Genomic DNA, 17,159 nt, shown 5'->3' with positions numbered 1-17,159 from the left:
TGAGGAGCTATCTGAGCGTCATGTTCGGCTCGCTCTGGGCGTTGAGGCCGGTGCCGTGGTTGCAGACGCCGCCTCTGACGGCGCCGCCGTTGTACGCCTGGCGCAGGCAGTTGCGCATCGCCAGCTGGCCCCAGTAGTTGGCGTGGATGCTCTCCTGCAGCTGGTACGGGCCGACGATCGTCGTGACCGTGCGGATCTGGTTGACCCACTCGGTGTTGTCGACCGCGCCGGCGCTTCTCCAGCTCGCGATCCCTCTCTCCTCGAGCAGGCCGACCGTGTTCTCGCACAGGCGGCGGCCGTCGAAGGCCCACTGCAGGTCGAGCAGGACGGTGTTCGGCAGGCCGCTCGTCGCCAGCCCGTTGCGCATCGAGTTGTTCATCGCCGGGACGACGACGTCGTTGGCCCAGTTGACGTCTCTGTCCCAGGCGCCGCAGCCGCCGACCGACTGGCGCGTCCAGCCCGTCTCCGGGTAGCGGGCTCTGTCGCTGCGCGGGATCGGGTTCCAGTAGGTCTGGCCGACGATCGTGTACTGCGACGAGCTGTAGCCGGCGTTCGTCATCGCCTGCGCGACGCGCTGGAGGGCCGACCGCACCGCGTTGGTCTTGGCGGTCTGCTCGGCGGCCGTGAAGCGGCCCGCGATGTCGCTGTCGTCCGAGCAGTAGTTCTTCCACCACGACGGCGACGTCAGCCAGTTGGTGACGCACTGCGTGACGACGTCGGCGAAGCCGTAGTCGTTGGCGCCGATCATCACGACGACGGCGGTGACGTTGTGGGTGGCGGCGAACTCCTGCAGCAGCAGCGCCTGGCCTCTGCGGCCCTGCGCGTCGCTGTAGAAGTCGATGCCGGGCTTGAAGTCCTGGCCCGAGCCGGTGCCGCCGGTCGTCGTCTTCGCGCCCGAGCAGGCGAAGTTGACGCCGGTGACGCCGCCGCCGATGAACGCCTGGGCGCTTCTGGAGCGGTGGCAGTTTCTTATCGTCTCGCCGCTGCCGGCGTCGTCGTAGGCGCCGGCGCCGAGCGCGTCGACCTTCGTGTACGAGTCGTTCGTGTTGCCGGCCCAGCGGCCGGCCTCGCCCGAGATCGCCGAATCGCCGAGCGTGACGACGTGCGGCGCGCCGACGCCCGGACCGTCGGCGAACGCGATCGCCGGCGCGGCCGCCGCGACCGCCGTCGCCGCGGCCAGCGCACAGCCGATCCCGCGCACGCGGCGCGGGCCGATGACTCCCCTCATCAGCTCTCCTTCTCCCCGTGGGGACCCCGGCCGTGCGCGACCCCGCCGCGCCGGCCCGCTCTCCCCTGATTTCGACCCCGGCAGGCGCCGGGGCGGTGATGGGGGATACCACTTCCCGGCGATCGAAAAACACGAAAGCTGGAAGAACGTGCAGTTTGCGGGAAATCAGGGTCGCACGAGCCCGAGCCGGTAGGCGAGGATCACCGCCTGCACCCGGTCGCGGAGCCCCAGCTTGCCGAGGACCCGGCCGACGTGGGTCTTCACGGTCGCCTCCGACAGCACGAGCCGCTCGGCGATCTCGGCGTTGGTGCGGCCGGCGGCCAGCTCGAGCAGCACCTCGCGCTCGCGGGCGGTCAGCTCGGCGAGCCGCGGCTCGATCGCCTCCGGCGCGGTCGCGGGCGCTGCGCTCCCGCCCTCGGGCAGCTGCCCGGCGAAGCGGTCGAGCAGCTGGCGCGTGACCCGCGGAGCGACGACCGCGTCGCCGGCGGCGACGGCGCGGATCGCGCCCGTCAGCTGCTCCGGCGGGACGTCCTTCAGCAGGAAGCCGCTGGCGCCGGCGCGCAACCCGGCGAAGGCGTACTCGTCGAGGTCGAAGGTCGTCAGGATCAGCACCCGCGCCGGCGAGCCGGAGGCGACGATCCGGCGCGTCGCCTCGATCCCGTCGACGCCGGGCATGCGCACGTCCATCAGCACGACGTCGGGCGCCAGCTCGCCGGCCATCCGCGCCGCCGCGGCGCCGTCGCCGGCCTCGCCGACGACCGCGATCCCGGGCTGCGCGTCGAGCACCATGCGGAAGCCGGCGCGCAGCAGCGGCTGGTCGTCGGCGAGCAGGACGCGGACGGTCATCGGGCGCGCGCCTCCGCGCCGGCGGCCGCGGCGCTGCCGGCCGCCGAACCGCCGGCCGGCGAACCGCCGCGCGCTGGGCTCGCTCCGTCGAGCGGCAGCCGCGTGCGCACCCGCCAGCCGCCGCCCGGCAGCGGCCCGGCCTCGACGGCGGCGCCGAAGGCGGCGAGCCGCTCGCGCATCCCCGCGAGCCCGCGGCCGTCGCCGTCGGGCGGAGCGGGCGCCGCCGTGCCGCCGTCGTCGGTCACCTCCAGCGCCAGGCCGTCGGGCGCGTAGTCGAGCCGGACGGCCGCGCCAGTCGCCTGCGACGCGTGCTTGAGCGTGTTCGTCAGCGCCTCCTGCACGACGCGGTAGACGGTCAGCTCGGCGCCGGGGCTGAGCGCGACCGGCTCGCCGGTGCGCGTCAGCGTCGCGTCGAGCCCGGTGCGGCGGACCTGCTCCAGCAGCGCGTCGAGCTGGGCGATCCCCGGTTGCGGTTGGAGCGGAGGCGAGTCGGGGCCGTCGCTCGGCCCGGCGACGCCGAGCGCCGGCGCCGCGCCGCGCGCGGGTGCCGCGCCGCGCGCGGGCGCGCCGGCGGCGGAAGCGGCGGCGGCGCCGGGCTGCGCGCCGCCGGCCGGCTCCTCGCGCAGCACGCCGAGCAGCCGCCGCATCTCGCCGAGCGCCTCGCGGCCGGTCGCCGACAGCTCGCGCATCGCGACATCGGCCTGTGCCGGGTCGGAGGGCGCCGTCAGTCGCGCGCCGTCGGCGAGCGCGACCATCACCGTCAGGCTGTGCGCGACGACGTCGTGCAGCTCCCGCGCGATGCGGGCGCGCTCGGCGGCGGCGGCGAGCCGGCCCTGCTGGTCGCGCTCGCGCTCGAGCTGGGCGGCGCGCTCCTCCAGCTCGGCGATCCGCTCGCGGCGCACGCGGGCCCAGACGCCCAACGCCGTCGCCGCGACGACCAGCGCGGAGAGGCTGAGGAAGGCATAGCCGGCCTGCCGCTCGGTGTACGTGAGCGCCGCCAGCAGCGCTCCCAGCTCCCCGACGGCGAAGGCCGCCGGCGGCGCCCACGGCGGCGAGCCGTGCGCGACGACCGTGTACAGGGCGATCAGGACGGCCCCGTCGGCGAGCAGCAGGTCGCCGCCGGCGGCCCACTGCACGAACGCCAGCAGCGCGACGGCGGCGAAGACCGGCACGGGCGCCCGCCGCCGCCACGGCAGCGCCGCCGGCAGCGCGAAGGCGAAGAGCCACTCGCGCGCTCCCGCGCCGTGGTCGAGCAGCGGCAGCGCCGTCAGCAGCCACAGCCCGATCGCGATCCCGCCGTCGGCGGCGAGCGGGTTGCGCGCGCTCCAAGCGCGGGCGCGCCGCAACGCCGCCCGCGCGGCGGCCGTCGGCGCGGCCGCCCGACCGGCCCGGGCCGCCGCGCGCGTGTGCACGCTCTCCGCCGCCGGCGCCATCGCTCAGGCGTCCCGCCGCTTCAGTCGCGCTGCCGCGCCGCCGATCGCGACCGCGACGTAGCCGGCGAACAGCGCCAGGCCGGGCCACGCGGCGAGCATGTCCTCTTCGGGGCTGACGGTGATGAACGACAGCATCGCGCTGCTGGGGAGGTAGGGGGCGATCTCGGGGACGAACTGCCCGAGCGTCATCGGGAGCACGATCAGTATCGCGAACAGCGTCGCGATCGCTCCGGCGGTCGACCGCAGCAGGAAGCCGAGCACGACGCCGAGCGCGCAGACGAGCGTCGCGACGACGGCCGTCCCGACCACGACGCGCAGCACGCCGGGGTCGGTGAGCCGCTCCTCCCAGCGCTGCGACATGATCGCGTCGCCGACCAGGTAGGTGACGAGCGAGGTCGGCAGCATCAGCGCGAAGGTCGTCGCGCAGAGGACGGCGAGCTTCGCCCACAGCACCGGCAGCCGCGCCGGGACGGCGGCGAGCGTCGCGCGGACCATGCCGGTCGTGTACTCGCCGGTGACCGCGATCACGCCGACGACGCCGAGCGCGAGGAACGCGAGGTCGTCGCCGGCGAGCACGTACTCGTGGATCCTCACGCCGGCCCGCTCGCTCGGCGACATCGACTCCCAGCGCTCCAGCGCCGAGATGGCGACGAGCAGGCCGCTGCCGCCGAGCGCCGCGATCGCGAACAGGTACGTGAGCACCGTCGAGCGGACCGTCCGCAGCTTGATCCACTCCGAGCGCGCGACGCGCGCGTGAGTGACCGCGATCGCGCTCATGCCGCCACCGCCTCGGCGCCGGCCGCCGCGCCCGCCGCGTCGTGCGCGCCCGCCGCGTCCTCCGCGCGCGCCGCGCCCGCCCCGTCGCGCGCGAGCCCCGCCGCTCCGCCCGCTCCGTCGCCCCCTGCGCGGTACTCGACCGCGTCGCGCGTCAGCTCCATGAACGCCTCCTCCAGCGACGCCCGCTGCGGCGTCAGCTCGTGCAGGACGAGGCCGTGGCGCGCCGCCGCGGCGCCGATCTCGGCGCTCGTCGCGCCCCGAACCTCCAGCAGCCCCGGCGCGGCCGCGGTCACCGCGACCCCGGGCCCGAGCAGCCGCGCCGTCAGCTCCTCCGCGTCGGGCGTGCGCACGCGCACGAGGTCGCGCGCGGTCCGCTCGGTCAGCTCCGCCACGGGCAGGTCGGCGATCAGCCTGCCCCTCCCGACGACGATCAGGTGGTCCGCGGTCAGCGCCATCTCGCTCATCAGGTGGCTGGAGAGGAAGACGGTGCGGCCCTCGGCGGCGAGCCCGCGCAGCAGCTCGCGGACCCACCGCACGCCCTCCGGGTCGAGGCCGTTGACCGGCTCGTCGAGGATCAGCGCCGCCGGGTCGCCGAGCAGCGCCGAGGCGATCCCGAGCCGCTGGCCCATCCCCAGCGAGAAGCCGCCGGCCCGTCTGCCGGCGACGGCGCCGAGCCCCGTCAGCTCGATCACCTCCTCGACGCGGCGGCGGCCGATCCCGTGGGTCGCGGCGAGCGCCAGCAGGTGGTTGCGGGCGCTGCGGCCGGTGTGGACGGCGCGCGCCTCCAGCAGCAGGCCGACCTCGGTCAGCGGCGCCGGATGGTCGGCGTAGGCGTGGCCGTTCACGCGCGCCGAGCCGGCGGTCGGGGCGTCGAGGCCGGCGATCATCCGCATCGTCGTCGACTTGCCGGCGCCGTTGGGGCCGAGGAAGCCGGTCACGGCGCCGGGCCGGACGGTGAAGGTGAGCGAGTCGACGGCGGTCTTCTCGCCGTAGCGCTTGGTGAGCTGCTCGACGGTGATCATGGCGGCGACGATAGGTCGGCCGCCGCCGCTGCGAAACGGCCGCGCGGGCGATATTCGCGACCGCCCGCGTACGCCGCGGGTATGACGCCGTCGGCCGCGCGGCGCAGCCGCCGCGCCCGCCGCGCTCGCCGCGCCCGGTGCTCAGGCGGCCGCCGCCGGCACCGGCCGCCCGACGCGCGCCTCGCGGAAGGTGACGATCCGGCCGCGCTCCTCGTCCCACAGCTTCAGCCGCGGCGCCCGCAGCGCGTCGCCGATCCCCAGCACCGGCACGCTGCGGAAGACCGGCAGCTCGTCGTGGGCGGCCTGGAGGCGGTAGTTGGGGACGCGGGCGCTGAGGTGGTGGACGTGGTGGAGGCCGATGTTGCCCGAGAACCACTGCAGCGGCTGGGGCAGCTTCAGGTAGGAGGAGCCGCGCAGCGCCGCGTCGGCGTAGCTCCACTGCTCGCTCGACTCCCAGTAGGTGTCCTCGAACTGGTGCTGGACGAAGAACAGCCAGACGCCGGCGCCGCCGGCGAGCAGCACGAGCGGCGTCTGCACGAGCAGGAGGGCCTGCCAGCCGATCAGCCAGACCAGCCCGCCCAGCGCCGCCGCCAGCACGGCGTTGGTCAGCAGGACGCTGTTGCGGATCCGCGGGCGCATCGAGCGCTTCACGAACCGCGGATAGAGGACGAACGACCAGATCGGGCCGAGCCCGAACAGCACGAGCGGATTGCGGAAGAGGCGGTAGCCGAGCCGCTTGCCCGGCCCCGCCGCGCGGTACTCGGCGACCGTCATCGTCGGCACGTCGCCCTCGCCGCGGCGGTCGAGGTCGCCGGCGGTCGCGTGGTGGACGGCGTGGCTGTGGCGCCACGAGGCGAACGGCGTGAAGACGAGCAGGCCGGTGAAGCGGCCGACCCACGTGTTCGCTCCCCTGGAGGCGAAGAACGAGCCGTGGCAGCAGTCGTGGAAGACGATGAAGCTGCGCAGCAGGAAGCCGGCGGCGGGCACCGCGAGCGCCAGCGTCAGCCAGTAGGAGCGCTCCAGCGACCAGACCATCGCCGGCCACAGCAGCAGGTAGGGGAGCACGGAGGTGGCGAGATCGAGCATGCTCCGCCGCCGGTCGGGAACGGCGTACGGCGCGATCTCGTCGCGCCACGGGTTGCGGGCTGTCGGCGCGCCGGGCCTCCGCGCGTCGGGTCTCTGCATCGATCGATCCCTCGTCTCGTTGAACACACGTCGATCGTGCAGGCACGCCGCCGTCGCCGGAATGATGCCGTCAAGCGAACGGCACTGCGGTTAACCCCCGACCGCGCCCGGGTGCGCGCTGCCGTGGAACTGGCCCTCGCCCCAATGAAAGCGGCCCGCACCGCTGCCAGCCTGTCCGCCATGATCTTCCCTGCGATGACCAGATCGAGAGCGGCCGTCGACGACGAGTACGAGGTCACGCTGGCGCTCCACGGCGCGATCGCCGCGATGGTCGGCGTGCTCGTGACGATCGTGTGGCTCGCGACCGGCACCGGCTACTTCTGGCCGATGTGGGTCTGGTTCGGCCTGCTCGTGACGGTCGCCGTCCACGCGCTCGGCCGCCACGGCGTCGACGTGCTCGAGCGGCGCATGCGGCCGCTCGGCTTCCACGTCGAGGCGACCGTGTTCATCGTCGCCGTCGAGCTGATCCTCTGGGCGATGACCGGCGGCGGCTACTTCTGGCCGATCTGGCCGATCACCGCCCTCGGCGCCGCGCTCGGCATCCACGCGCTGATCGTCAACCGGCGGCTGCTGCCGTCGCTGCGCGAGCGCGAGCTGTCCGAGCGCGTCGACGTGCTGACGCGCACACGTCGCGGCGCGCTGGACGTGCAGGCCGCGGAGCTGCGGCGGATCGAGCGCGACCTGCACGACGGCGCGCAGGCCCGCCTCGTCGCCCTCTCGATGCAGCTCGGCCGCGCCGAGGAGCGGCTCGAGGACCGGCCCGAGATCGCCGAGCTGGTGCGCCAGGCGCGCGGCGAGGCGGGGGCCGCGATCAAGGAGCTGCGCGACCTCGCGCGCGGGATCGCCCCGCCGGTGCTCGCCGACCGCGGGCTGGTCGCGGCGGTCGAGGCGCTCGGCCAGCGCTCGGCGATCCCGGTCGACGTCGACGCGCGGGTGGAGCGGCGGCTGTCGCCGGTCGTCGAGACGGCCGCCTACTTCGTCGTCGCCGAGGCGCTGACGAACGTCGCCAAGCACGCGCCGTCGGCGTCGGCGCGCGTGACGCTCGCCGAGCGTGAGGAGACGCTGATCGTCGAGATCGCCGACGACGGGCCGGGCGGCGCCGAGGAGCGCGATCGCTCGACGGGCACGAGCGCGACCGGCCTCGCCGGGCTGCGCCGCCGCGTCGAGGCGCTCGACGGCCAGCTGCGGGTGACGAGCCCCGACGGCGTCGGAACTGCTATTCGTGCGGAGCTGCCATGCGGGTTGTGATCGCCGAGGACAACGCTCTCCTGCGCGAGGGCCTGGTCGCGCTCCTGAGAGAGCGCGAGATCGAGGTCGTCGCCCAGTCCGAGGACGGCGACGGGCTGCTGCGGATCGTCGAGGGCCACAAGCCCGACCTGGCGATCGTCGACGTGCGGCTCCCGCCGAGCTTCACCGACGAGGGCGTGCGCGCCGCGATCGAGGCGCGCAGACGCCACCCCGAGCTGGCGATCCTGATCCTCTCCCAGTACGTCGAGCCGGTCTACACCTCCGAGCTGCTCGCCTCCGGCGACGGCGGCATCGGCTATCTGCTGAAGGAGCGGGTCGGCGAGGTGAGGACCTTCGTCGACGCGCTCGAGCGGGTCGCCTCCGGCGGCACGGCGCTCGACCGCGAGGTCGTCGCGGAGCTGGTCCGCAGCCGCCACGCCGGCGAGCGCGGCGGCAAGCTCGGCGGCCTCACCCCGCGCGAGCGCGAGGCGCTGGAGCTGATGGCGGAGGGCAAGACCAACGCCGCGATCGCGCGCGCGATGGTCGTCACGCCCGGCGCCGTCGAGAAGCACGTCTCCAACATCTTCGCCAAGCTCGACCTGCCGGCGACCGACGACGACCACCGCCGCGTGCTCGCGGTGCTCGCCTTCCTCGGCGCCGGGGAGGCGTAGCGGCGGGGCGGCCCGCTAGGGTCTCCCGCCGTGACGGACGAACGACCCTGGGCCGGCCGCCGGCTCCACTTCATCGGGATCGGCGGCGCCGGGATGAGCGGGCTGGCGCTGGTCGCCGGGGCGCTCGGCGCCGAGGTCACCGGATCCGACCGCGCCGACTCGGCGACGGTGGCGACGCTGCGCGAGGGCGGGGCGACCGTCGCCGTCGGCCACGACGCCGCCAACGTGCCGGCCGGCGACGGGGTCGAGATCGTCTACTCGACGGCGGTGCCGCCGGAGAACCCGGAGCGGGCGGCCGGCCGCGAGCGCGGCCTGGCCGAGCTGCACCGCGCCGACCTGCTCGGCGAGATCACCGCGCTGCCGGGCAGACGCTGCATCGCGGTCACCGGCACGCACGGCAAGACGACGACCTCGTCGATGGTCGTCCACGTGCTGCGCGGCTGCGGGCTCGATCCCGGCTACCTCGTCGGCGGCGCCGTCCGCTCGACCGGCTCGAACGCCGGGTGGGGGAGCGGCGAGTGGGTCGTCGTCGAGGCCGACGAGTCGGACCGCTCGCTGCTGAGACTCCATCCCGACGTCGCCGTGCTGACCAACGCGGAGCTCGACCACCACAGCACCTACGGCTCCCGGCTCGACGTCGACGAGACCTTCCGCGCCTTCCTCGCCAGAGCGGCCGAGGGGATCGTCGTCTGGAACCGCCCCGAGCTCGTCGCGCTCGCGCCGGGTGGCGCGGGGGCGGTCGTGCCATACGACGTGCCGGAGCCGCTGCTCGACCCGAGCGGGATCCGCTTCGGCTGGCGCGGGCACGACGTCCACCTGACCGTCCCCGGCGCGCACAACGCGCTCAACGCCGCCGCCGCGCTGGAGGCCGCGCGCCTCGCGGGCGCCGACCCCGCACGCGCCGCGGCCGCGCTCGCCGACTTCAGAGGCGCCGCGCGCCGCTTCGAGCTGCTCGGCACGACCGCCTCCGGCGCGGTCGTCTACGACGACTACGCCCACCACCCGACCGAGGTCGCGGCGACGATCGCCGCGGCGCGCACGCTCGACCCGGCGCGCGTCGTCGTCTGCTTCCAGCCGCACCTCTTCTCGCGCACGCGCGCGCTCGCGCGCGAATTCGGCGCCGCGCTCGCCGCGGCCGACCTCGTCGTCGTGCTCGGGATCTACCCGGCGCGCGAACGCGCCGAGGCGTTCCCGGGCGTCAGCGGCCGGCTCGTCGCGGCCGCCGCCGCCGACGCTCCCCACCCGCCGCGGGCCGGCGTGGCGTGGCTGCCCGGCTTCGACGACGCCGAGCGGTTCCTGCGCGCCCAGCTGCGCCCCGGCGACCTCTGCCTCGCGATGGGCGCCGGCGACGTCGACGCGCTCGGCCGCCGCCTCGTCGCCTGACCGCGCCCGGCCCCGCCGCACGCCGCCCGCGCCGCCCGCGCCGCCCGCACCGATGACGTGCGATTTCTGGTCGCTGAGCGACCAGAAATCGCACCTCATACGGGGGTGGGCACGCTGAACGTGGCGGATCGGGGAGGTGGTGCGGGGCGGGAGTCGAACCACGTCGATGGCATGAACGAATCGAGCACGCCCACCGCCGGCCGCCCGCCGCTGCGCCTCGGTCGCCTGCTGCGGCGCCGTGCCCGCGCCGGCGCCGGCGCCTCGGCGGCGCGCGCGGGACGGCTGCGGCCGCGCCGGCCGCGGGCGCGGACGGTCGTGCTGGTCGCGCTGCTCGCGACGCTGCTCGGCGTCGGCTGGTTCTGGCTGCGCGACTCCTCCCTGGTCGCCGTCCGCGACGTAACGGTCACTGGCATCGTCGGCGCCCAGTCGGCGCAGGTCACCGACGCGCTCGACGAGGCGGCGCGCAGCATGACGACGCTGCACGTGCGCGAGGAGGCGCTGCGCTCCGCGGTCGAGCCGTTCTCGATCGTCAAGGACATCGAGGTCTCGACCGACTTCCCGCGCGGCATGCGGATCCACGTCGTCTCCAACGTCGCCGTCGGCGCCGTCGAGCTCGGCGGCAGAGCGACGCCCGTCACCGCCGACGGGACGCTGCTGCGCGACGTCAGCGCGTCGGCGTCGCTGCCGCGCGTCCCGCTGCACGGGACGCCGACCGGCTCGCGCGTGAAGGAGGGGGAGGCGCTGCGCGCGCTCGCCGCCCTCGCGACGGCTCCGCCGGCGCTGCGCTCGCGGATCGAGCGGGTCGCGGTCACGAGAGCCCACGGACTCGAGCTCCAGCTCGCCAACGGCCCCGCGCTGTGGTTCGGCGACGGCGCGCGGCTGGCCGCCAAGTGGGGGGCCGCGGCGGCGGTGCTCGCCGACCCCGAAGCGGCCGGCGCGAGCTACGTCGACGTCTCCGCGCCGAGCCGCCCGGCCGTCGGCGGGCTGCCCGAGGGCGCCCCGGAGGAGAGCGAGTCGGACCTCCCGGAGGTCCCGGAGGGGATCTACGTCGACCCCGCGACCGGCGCCGCGATCAACCCGGAGGCCGAGACCGACCCCGCCGCGAGCGCGGCGCAATCGCCCGGAACGACGGCGGAGACGGTTCCCTGACCTAACCGTCTACCTGAGGTCGAGCCTTACTCCGGGACGCGGCGAACGCTCCAGGCGTGCTAGAGAGTTGGGCGATCTGCAACGCATCTTGCGGTGCGAAGGCCTCGTTGACACTCACCCGAAAAAGCCCGTAACGTGCGACAATCCAGTCACTGGCGTGGGGCAAACTCTCAACGCTAACTCCAGCCTCGGACGGTAACCCTCATGGAAAGCGGCAGCTATCTCGCAGTCATCAAGGTCGTCGGTGTCGGCGGCGGTGGAACCAACGCGGTCAACCGCATGGTCGACGCCGGTCTTCGCGGCGTCGAGTTCATCGCTGCGAACACGGACGCCCAGGCGCTGCAGATGTGCGACGCCGACATCAAGCTCAACATCGGCCATGAGCTGACGAGAGGACTCGGCGCGGGCGCCAACCCGGAGGTCGGCCACGGCGCCGCCGCCGAGTCGCGCGACGCCATCAAGGAGGCGCTGAAGGGCGCCGACATGGTCTTCGTCACGGCCGGCGAGGGCGGCGGCACCGGCACCGGCGCCGCACCCGTGATCGCCGAGATCGCCAAGAACGAGATCGGCGCGCTGACGGTCGGCGTCGTGACGCGGCCGTTCAGCTTCGAGGGCGCCAACCGCAACCGCCAGGCGGAGGAGGGCATCCAGCGCCTGCGCGAGCAGGTCGACACGCTGATCGTCATCCCGAACGAGAAGCTGCTCGGCGTCGTCGAGCGCCGCACGACGATCATCGAGGCATTCCGCGAGGCCGACAACGTCCTGCGCCAGGGCGTCCAGGGCATTACCGACCTCATCACGATCCCCGGCCTGATCAACCTCGACTTCGCCGACGTGCGCACGATCATGCACAACGCCGGCACGGCGCTGATGGGGATCGGCACCGGCTCGGGCGAGACCCGCGCCGTCGACGCCGCCAAGTCGGCCGTCGCCTCGCCGCTGCTGGAGGCATCCGTCGAGGGCGCGACCGGCATCCTGCTCAACATCACCGGCGGCCACGACCTCGGCCTGTTCGAGGTCAACGAGGCGGCCGAGATCGTCTCCGCCGCGGCCGACGCCAACTCGAACATCATCTTCGGCGCCGTCATCGACGACTCGATGGGCGACGACGTCCGCGTCACCGTCATCGCGACCGGCTTCGAGCACGGCGGCGGGCCGGTCCAGCGCGCGACCGACGAGGCGCGCGAGGCGAGCAGAACGACCCGCCGCCGGCGCGACGTGACGATGGACGACCGGCAGCGCTCGTCGCTGGAGATCAGCGACGACGACATCGACATCCCCTCGTTCCTCCGCTGATCGCTCCGCCGCCCGCGCGCACACGCGCACGGGCGGGCGCGAGGGCCGCGCTCGTTGCTAGCCTCCGGCCCCTTGTGAGCGCTTCAGAGACGTCCCTCCGCCGCACCCCGCTGTACGCCCGCCACGAGGCGGCCGGCGCCAAGCTGGTCCCGTTCGCCGGCTGGGAGATGCCGGTCCAGTATCCGGCCGGCATCAGAGCCGAGCACCTGACGGTGCGCGAGGCGGTCGGGGTCTTCGACGTCTCGCACATGGGCGAGATCGAGACGCGCGGCCCGCGCGCGCTCGACTTCCTCCAGCGGATCCTCTCCAACGACGTCGCGAGAATCGCGGTCGGCGCCGCGCAGTACAGCGTGCTGTGCAAGGAGGACGGCGGCGTGCTCGACGACCTCTTCACCTACCGGCTCGCCGACGAGCGCTACCTGACGGTCACCAACGCCGCCAACCACGACAAGGACCTCGCCTGGTTCCAGCGCCAGGCGGAGGGCTTCGACGGCGTCGAGGTGGTCGACCGCGCCGCCGACTACGCGATGCTCGCCGTCCAGGGCCCGCAGGCGCGGGCGCTCGTCGCCGGGCTGGCCGCCGGCGGCGCCGAGGCGCTGCCGAGGCGGTTCCGCGTCGCGGAGGCGACGGTCGCGGGCGCGCCCGCGCTCGTCTGCGGCACCGGCTACACCGGCGAGGACGGCGTCGAGCTGCTGCTCGCGCCCGACGACGCCCCCGCCGTCTGGGACGCGCTGGTCGACGCCGGCGCCGCGCCGACCGGCCTCGCCGCGCGCGACACGCTGCGGCTGGAGGTCTGCTTCCACCTCTACGGCAACGACCTGATGGAGTCGCGCGGCCCGATCGCCGCCGGCCTCGGGTGGTGCTGCAAGGAGGAGACCGGCTTCATCGGCTCCGAGGCCGTCCGCGCCGCGCGCGACGCCGGGCCGTCGGAGCTGCTCGCTCCGTTCGTCTTCACCGGGCCGGGGATCCCCCGCCAGGGCAACGCCGTCGTCGGCGGCGGCGAGGTCACCAGCGGCACGCTGTCGCCGTCGCTGGAGACCGGCATCGGCATGGCGTACCTGCCGGTGGAGCAGGCCGTGCCCGGCACGGAGATCGAAGTGGACGTGCGCGGCAAGCTGCGGCCGGCCGTCGTCAAGGAAAAGCCTCTCTTCAGAAAGGGCACGTGATGGCCGAGGCGAGCTACCCCGAGGACCTGCTGTACCACGCTGAGCACGACTGGGTGAAGATCGACGGCGACGTCGCCACCTTCGGCGTCACCTGGTACGCGCAGGACTCGCTCGGCGACATCGTCTTCTTCGACCCGCCCGCCGTCGGCACCGAGGTGACCGCCGGCGAGGGCTACGCCGAGGTCGAGTCGGTCAAGGCGGTCTCCGACGTGATCGCGCCGCTGTCGGGCGAGATCGTCGAGGTCAACGAGGCGCTCGGCGACACGCCCGAGCAGATCAACGACGACCCGTACGGCGCCGGCTGGATGGTCAAGGTCAAGCTCAGCGACCCGTCGCAGACGAGCGACCTGCTCGACGCCGCCGCCTACACGGCGACGCTCGACTGATCGGACCGGCGCCGGCGCCGGCGGCCGCGCCGGCGCCGCGGAGCCGCTCGGCCCAGCTCGCCGCTACCCCGCGCGCTTGCTCTGCACGACGACCCGCGCGCCGTGCGCGGGGATCATCGTCACGTTGCGGTGGCGGGCCCGCTCGGGCGCCGGGTCGACGGCGGCGAGGTCGGTCCGCCGCGCGACGGCCCGCATCACGACCCGCTGCTCGGCCATCGCCAGCGAGGCGCCGAGGCAGCGGCGGATGCCGCCGCCGAACGGGATCCAGGTGTAGGTCCCGGGCTTGACGCCGAGGAAGCGCTCCGGCCGGAAGGCGTACGGATCGGGGTAGACGTCCTCGCGGTGGTGGACGAGCAGGATGCTCATCGCGATCGCCGTGCCGGCGGGGACGCGGTAGTCGCCCAGCTGCCACGGCCGCGTGACGCGCCGGCCGATCATCGGGATCACCGGGCGCGAGCGCATCGTCTCGTGGATCGTCGCCTCGATCCAGCCGTCCTCGTCGGCGTAGTCGGCGCCGCCGCAGCGGGCGACGTCGCGCAGCCGGTCGTACGCGGCCGGCGTGCGGACGAGCCGCTCGAAGGCCCACGCGAGCGAGTTGGCGGTCGTCTCGTGGCCGGCGAGCACGAGCGTCAGCAGCTCGTCGCGCAGCTCTCTGTCGGTCAGCGGCACGCCCTCCTCGTCGGTCGCCCGCAGCAGCAGCGAGAGGATGTCGGTCCGCTCGGCCGCCGACGGGTCGGCGCGGCGCTCGGCGATCACGGCGTAGATGTGGCGGTCGAGCTTGTCGAGCAGCCGCTTCAGCGGCCCGCTCGGCTCCTCGCGTCCGAGGTCGAGCAGCTCGAACAGCTGCGCCTCGGGCCGGACCGACAGCCCGACCGCCCAGCGGATCGTGTCGCGGATCGAGCGGGCCGGCGTGCCCTTCTCGGGCAGCCCCTCGATCCCGAAGATCCCGGCCATGATCACGTCGAGCGTGATCGCCTGCATCGCCGGCGCGAGGCGGATCGGCTCGCCGACCGGCCACGAGTCGATCTCTCTGTCCGTCACCGCCGCGATCATCTCGGCGTAGCGCTGGACGGCCTCGCCGTGGAACGGCGGCAGCAGCAGCTTGCGCTGGCGCATGTGGCGGGGGCCGAGCGCCGTCAGCACCGAGTTGGGCCCGACGATCGGCCGCAGCGGCGACTCGCCGGTCAGCGACGGCGCGTCCTCCGGTCTGGCGGTGAAGAGCGACTTGACGTGGTCGGGATGGCTGGTGACGACGGTCGCCTCGTCGTCGATCACGCCGCGGAAGCGGAACGTCTCGCCCAGCTGGCGGCGCCAGCGGAAGACGAACTCGATCTGGCGGACGCTGAAGCGCAGCGTCTGGAGCGTCCGCGGCAGCGGCACGACCGGCGGCAGCGCGTAGGCGCCGCGGTCGTCGGCGGCGAGCGGCCCGGCGGGAGAGGGAGCCGCCTCGCCGATCAGCGCGTCGTCGGCGAGCGGCGGTGGAGAGGCGAGCATGCGGCTATTGAACCAGAGTCCAATAGCGCTGTCGAGCCGCTGCCCGCCCTACACTCGGCGTGATGGCCGCACCCCGCACCCGCATGGCGCTCGACGTGCGGCGCGAGCAGCTGCTCGACGCCGGGCTGGCGCTCTACGCCAGACGCGCCTGGGAGGACGTCTCGATCGACGAGATCGCCCGCGCCTGCGGGGTCTCGCGCGGCCTGCTCTACCACTACTTCAAGGGCAAGCGCGAGTTCTACGTCGCGACCGTCGAGCACGCGGTCGCGCGCATGCACCAGATCGAGCCGGAGCTGTCGCTGCCCCCGACCGAGCAGCTGCGGGTCGGCCTCGAGCGCTTCTTCGCGACGATCGAGACCGAGGCCGACGCCCACGCGGTGCTCAGCGGCGTGCCGGCCGGCGACGCCGAGCTGGAGGCGCTGATCGAGCAGGACCGCCGCGCCTTCGCCGACCGCGTCCTCGCCGGCATGCCGGGCGCCCCCGGCGGATCGCCGCTGGCGCAGGCGACCGCGCGCGCCTGGATCGGCGCCGTCGGGCAGGCCGGCCGCGACTGGCTGGAGCGCAGAGAGGTCCCGCGCGAGCACCTCGCCGCCGTGCTCGCCGACGCGCTGATCGCCTCGATGCTGGCGGCCGCCCGCCTCGACCCGACGATCGAGGTCCCGGCGCCGATCGCGGCCGCCGTCGGCGGCCCGATCATCGAGGCGGTCGAGGCGGCGCAGGGCGAGCGCTCCTCGCCACCCGGCACCCGATAGGTTTCTCCGCCGTGCGCATCTTCTCCGGCATCCAGCCGACCGGTCGCAAGCACCTCGGCAACTTCATCGGGGCGATCGAGCCCTACGTCCACCATCAGGAGCAGGGCGAGGCGATCTACTGCGTCGTCGACCTGCACGCAACCACCGTCCCGTACGATCCCGCGACGCTGCGCGAGCGGGTCTACGACACCGCGGCGATCCTGCTCGCGGCCGGGCTCGACCCCGACCGCTGCATCTTCTTCCGCCAGGGCGACGTGCCCGAGCACACCGAGATGACCTGGCTGCTGTCGAGCGTCACCGCCTTCGGCGACCTCAACCGCATGCACCAGTTCAAGGACAAGGCCGGCGCCCAGCGCGACCTCGTCTCCTCGTCGCTGTTCACCTACCCGGTGCTGATGGCGGCCGACGTGCTCGTCTACCGAGCGCACCGGGTGCCGGTCGGCGACGACCAGCGCCAGCACATCGAGCTGATGCGCGACATCGCCGAGCGCTTCAACGCCCGCTTCGGGGTGGGCGGATCCGGGTCGGGCGACGACGCCCCGCTGGTCGTGCCCGAGGGCGTCTACCGCGAGGTCGGCGCGCGGATCATGGACCTGCAGGAGCCGACGCGGAAGATGTCGACGACCGGCGGGACCGAGCAGGGGACCGTGCTCGTGCTCGACGAGCCGAAGACGATCGAGAAGAAGTTCAAGCGCGCGGTGACCGACTCCGGCAGCGAGATCCGCCACGACCGCGACGAGAAGCCCGGCGTCTCGAACCTGATCGAGATCTACGCGGCCGTCAAGGGGGTCGCGTTCGACGCGGTCGAGCGCGAGTTCGCCGACGCCCGCTACGGCGACTTCAAGGGCGCCGTCGCCGAGGCGGTGGTCGAGCGGCTGGCCCCCGTCCAGGAGCGCTTCGCCGAGCTGCGGCCCGACGAGGCTGCGCTGGAGGAGATCCTCGCCGCCGGCGCCGCGAAGGCGCGCGCGCTCGCCGCGCCGACCGTCGCGCTCGCGCGCGAGCTGATGGGCGTCGGGCCGGTCGGCCGCGCCGGCTGAGCCGAACGCACGGCGCGCACGGCAGCGAGCCAGCCGGTCGCGGGGCCGCGGCCTGAGGCGGCCGCCGGCTCGCGGTTGTAATCGGCCGGCGCGGTCTGGACATATGG

The 17,159-nt window shown here is 74.4% G+C and carries 16 protein-coding genes; 9 read left to right on the top strand and 7 right to left on the bottom strand.

What is annotated here, in order from left to right; translation table 11 throughout:
* Nucleotides 1–7 precede the first annotated feature (7 nt).
* The 6 genes from BDZ31_RS21460 to BDZ31_RS21435 all read right to left on the bottom strand — a co-directional run bounded on the left by BDZ31_RS21460 (nucleotide 8) and on the right by BDZ31_RS21435 (nucleotide 6,491).
* Nucleotides 8–1,228: an SGNH/GDSL hydrolase family protein gene (locus BDZ31_RS21460; RefSeq protein WP_183344980.1), complete on the bottom strand. Its 1,221-nt coding sequence runs from the start codon at nucleotides 1,226–1,228 to the stop codon at nucleotides 8–10.
* Between the two features lie 165 nt (nucleotides 1,229–1,393).
* A complete protein-coding gene (locus tag BDZ31_RS21455; protein WP_183344978.1) occupies nucleotides 1,394–2,074 on the bottom strand; it encodes a response regulator in 681 nt (226 codons plus the stop codon).
* Nucleotides 2,071–3,507, bottom strand: a complete 1,437-nt coding sequence (locus tag BDZ31_RS21450; protein ID WP_183344976.1) for a sensor histidine kinase — start codon at nucleotides 3,505–3,507, stop codon at nucleotides 2,071–2,073. Before BDZ31_RS21450 ends, BDZ31_RS21455 begins: the two co-directional genes overlap by 4 nt.
* 3 nt (nucleotides 3,508–3,510) lie before the next feature.
* Nucleotides 3,511–4,284 (bottom strand): ABC transporter permease, encoded by a 774-nt coding sequence (locus BDZ31_RS21445; RefSeq protein ID WP_183344974.1) that lies wholly within the window; start codon nucleotides 4,282–4,284, stop codon nucleotides 3,511–3,513.
* Entirely contained in the window at nucleotides 4,281–5,306 is a 1,026-nt protein-coding gene (locus BDZ31_RS21440; RefSeq protein WP_183344972.1) for an ABC transporter ATP-binding protein, read from the bottom strand. Before BDZ31_RS21440 ends, BDZ31_RS21445 begins: the two co-directional genes overlap by 4 nt.
* A 141-nt stretch (nucleotides 5,307–5,447) precedes the next feature.
* On the bottom strand, nucleotides 5,448–6,491 hold the full coding sequence (locus BDZ31_RS21435; RefSeq protein ID WP_183344969.1) for a fatty acid desaturase: 1,044 nt from the start codon (nucleotides 6,489–6,491) through the stop codon (nucleotides 5,448–5,450).
* 195 nt (nucleotides 6,492–6,686) lie between these two features.
* Between BDZ31_RS21435 and BDZ31_RS21430 the strand changes: the two genes are divergently transcribed.
* The 7 genes from BDZ31_RS21430 to gcvH all read left to right on the top strand — a co-directional run bounded on the left by BDZ31_RS21430 (nucleotide 6,687) and on the right by gcvH (nucleotide 13,769).
* On the top strand, nucleotides 6,687–7,739 hold the full coding sequence (locus tag BDZ31_RS21430; RefSeq protein WP_246345701.1) for an ATP-binding protein: 1,053 nt from the start codon (nucleotides 6,687–6,689) through the stop codon (nucleotides 7,737–7,739).
* Nucleotides 7,727–8,389, top strand: a complete 663-nt coding sequence (locus BDZ31_RS21425; protein ID WP_183344965.1) for a response regulator transcription factor — start codon at nucleotides 7,727–7,729, stop codon at nucleotides 8,387–8,389. The genes BDZ31_RS21430 and BDZ31_RS21425 overlap by 13 nt, the downstream gene beginning before the upstream one ends.
* Nucleotides 8,390–8,419: 30 nt before the next feature.
* Entirely contained in the window at nucleotides 8,420–9,772 is a 1,353-nt protein-coding gene (gene murC / locus BDZ31_RS21420) for a UDP-N-acetylmuramate--L-alanine ligase (RefSeq protein ID WP_183344963.1), read from the top strand.
* A 171-nt stretch (nucleotides 9,773–9,943) separates the two neighbouring features.
* A complete protein-coding gene (locus BDZ31_RS21415) occupies nucleotides 9,944–10,921 on the top strand; it encodes a cell division protein FtsQ/DivIB (RefSeq protein ID WP_183344961.1) in 978 nt (325 codons plus the stop codon).
* Between the two features lie 204 nt (nucleotides 10,922–11,125).
* Complete coding sequence (gene ftsZ / locus BDZ31_RS21410; protein ID WP_183344959.1) at nucleotides 11,126–12,217, top strand: cell division protein FtsZ; 1,092 nt, start codon at nucleotides 11,126–11,128, stop codon at nucleotides 12,215–12,217.
* A 74-nt stretch (nucleotides 12,218–12,291) separates the two neighbouring features.
* The gene (gene gcvT / locus BDZ31_RS21405; RefSeq protein ID WP_183344957.1) at nucleotides 12,292–13,383 is read left to right on the top strand and encodes a glycine cleavage system aminomethyltransferase GcvT; all 1,092 of its coding nucleotides are present in this window, start codon (nucleotides 12,292–12,294) and stop codon (nucleotides 13,381–13,383) included.
* Complete coding sequence (gene gcvH, locus BDZ31_RS21400) at nucleotides 13,383–13,769, top strand: glycine cleavage system protein GcvH (protein ID WP_183344955.1); 387 nt, start codon at nucleotides 13,383–13,385, stop codon at nucleotides 13,767–13,769. Before gcvT ends, gcvH begins: the two co-directional genes overlap by 1 nt.
* A 63-nt stretch (nucleotides 13,770–13,832) precedes the next feature.
* Here the strand turns inward: gcvH and BDZ31_RS21395 are convergent, their stop codons facing one another.
* Complete coding sequence (locus tag BDZ31_RS21395) at nucleotides 13,833–15,263, bottom strand: cytochrome P450 (protein ID WP_183344953.1); 1,431 nt, start codon at nucleotides 15,261–15,263, stop codon at nucleotides 13,833–13,835.
* Between the two features lie 62 nt (nucleotides 15,264–15,325).
* On the opposite strand from BDZ31_RS21395, the gene BDZ31_RS21390 reads away from it, so the two are divergent.
* Together BDZ31_RS21390 and trpS are read left to right on the top strand one after the other, a co-directional pair.
* Entirely contained in the window at nucleotides 15,326–16,015 is a 690-nt protein-coding gene (locus tag BDZ31_RS21390; protein ID WP_183344951.1) for a TetR/AcrR family transcriptional regulator, read from the top strand.
* Between the two features lie 11 nt (nucleotides 16,016–16,026).
* Complete coding sequence (trpS, locus tag BDZ31_RS21385) at nucleotides 16,027–17,052, top strand: tryptophan--tRNA ligase (protein WP_183344948.1); 1,026 nt, start codon at nucleotides 16,027–16,029, stop codon at nucleotides 17,050–17,052.
* Nucleotides 17,053–17,159: the final 107 nt, after the last annotated feature.

It is taken from the genome of Conexibacter arvalis (genome assembly GCF_014199525.1).
GTDB lineage: Bacteria > Actinomycetota > Thermoleophilia > Solirubrobacterales > Solirubrobacteraceae > Conexibacter > Conexibacter arvalis.
This window is presented reverse-complemented; position numbering and strand designations above follow the sequence as displayed.

Excerpts from the sequence above, each read along its gene's own strand:
- BDZ31_RS21460 (WP_183344980.1), bottom strand. The coding sequence starts at position 1,228 with ATGAGGGGAGTCATCGGCCCGCGCCGCGTGCGCGGGATCGGCTGTGCG.
- BDZ31_RS21455 (WP_183344978.1), bottom strand. The coding sequence starts at position 2,074 with ATGACCGTCCGCGTCCTGCTCGCCGACGACCAGCCGCTGCTGCGCGCC.
- BDZ31_RS21450 (WP_183344976.1), bottom strand. The coding sequence starts at position 3,507 with ATGGCGCCGGCGGCGGAGAGCGTGCACACGCGCGCGGCGGCCCGGGCC.
- BDZ31_RS21445 (WP_183344974.1), bottom strand. The coding sequence starts at position 4,284 with ATGAGCGCGATCGCGGTCACTCACGCGCGCGTCGCGCGCTCGGAGTGG.
- BDZ31_RS21440 (WP_183344972.1), bottom strand. The coding sequence starts at position 5,306 with ATGATCACCGTCGAGCAGCTCACCAAGCGCTACGGCGAGAAGACCGCC.
- BDZ31_RS21435 (WP_183344969.1), bottom strand. The coding sequence starts at position 6,491 with ATGCAGAGACCCGACGCGCGGAGGCCCGGCGCGCCGACAGCCCGCAAC.
- BDZ31_RS21430 (WP_246345701.1), top strand. The coding sequence starts at position 6,687 with ATGACCAGATCGAGAGCGGCCGTCGACGACGAGTACGAGGTCACGCTG.
- BDZ31_RS21425 (WP_183344965.1), top strand. The coding sequence starts at position 7,727 with ATGCGGGTTGTGATCGCCGAGGACAACGCTCTCCTGCGCGAGGGCCTG.
- BDZ31_RS21415 (WP_183344961.1), top strand. The coding sequence starts at position 9,944 with ATGAACGAATCGAGCACGCCCACCGCCGGCCGCCCGCCGCTGCGCCTC.
- ftsZ (WP_183344959.1), top strand. The coding sequence starts at position 11,126 with ATGGAAAGCGGCAGCTATCTCGCAGTCATCAAGGTCGTCGGTGTCGGC.
- gcvH (WP_183344955.1), top strand. The coding sequence starts at position 13,383 with ATGGCCGAGGCGAGCTACCCCGAGGACCTGCTGTACCACGCTGAGCAC.
- BDZ31_RS21395 (WP_183344953.1), bottom strand. The coding sequence starts at position 15,263 with ATGCTCGCCTCTCCACCGCCGCTCGCCGACGACGCGCTGATCGGCGAG.
- BDZ31_RS21390 (WP_183344951.1), top strand. The coding sequence starts at position 15,326 with ATGGCCGCACCCCGCACCCGCATGGCGCTCGACGTGCGGCGCGAGCAG.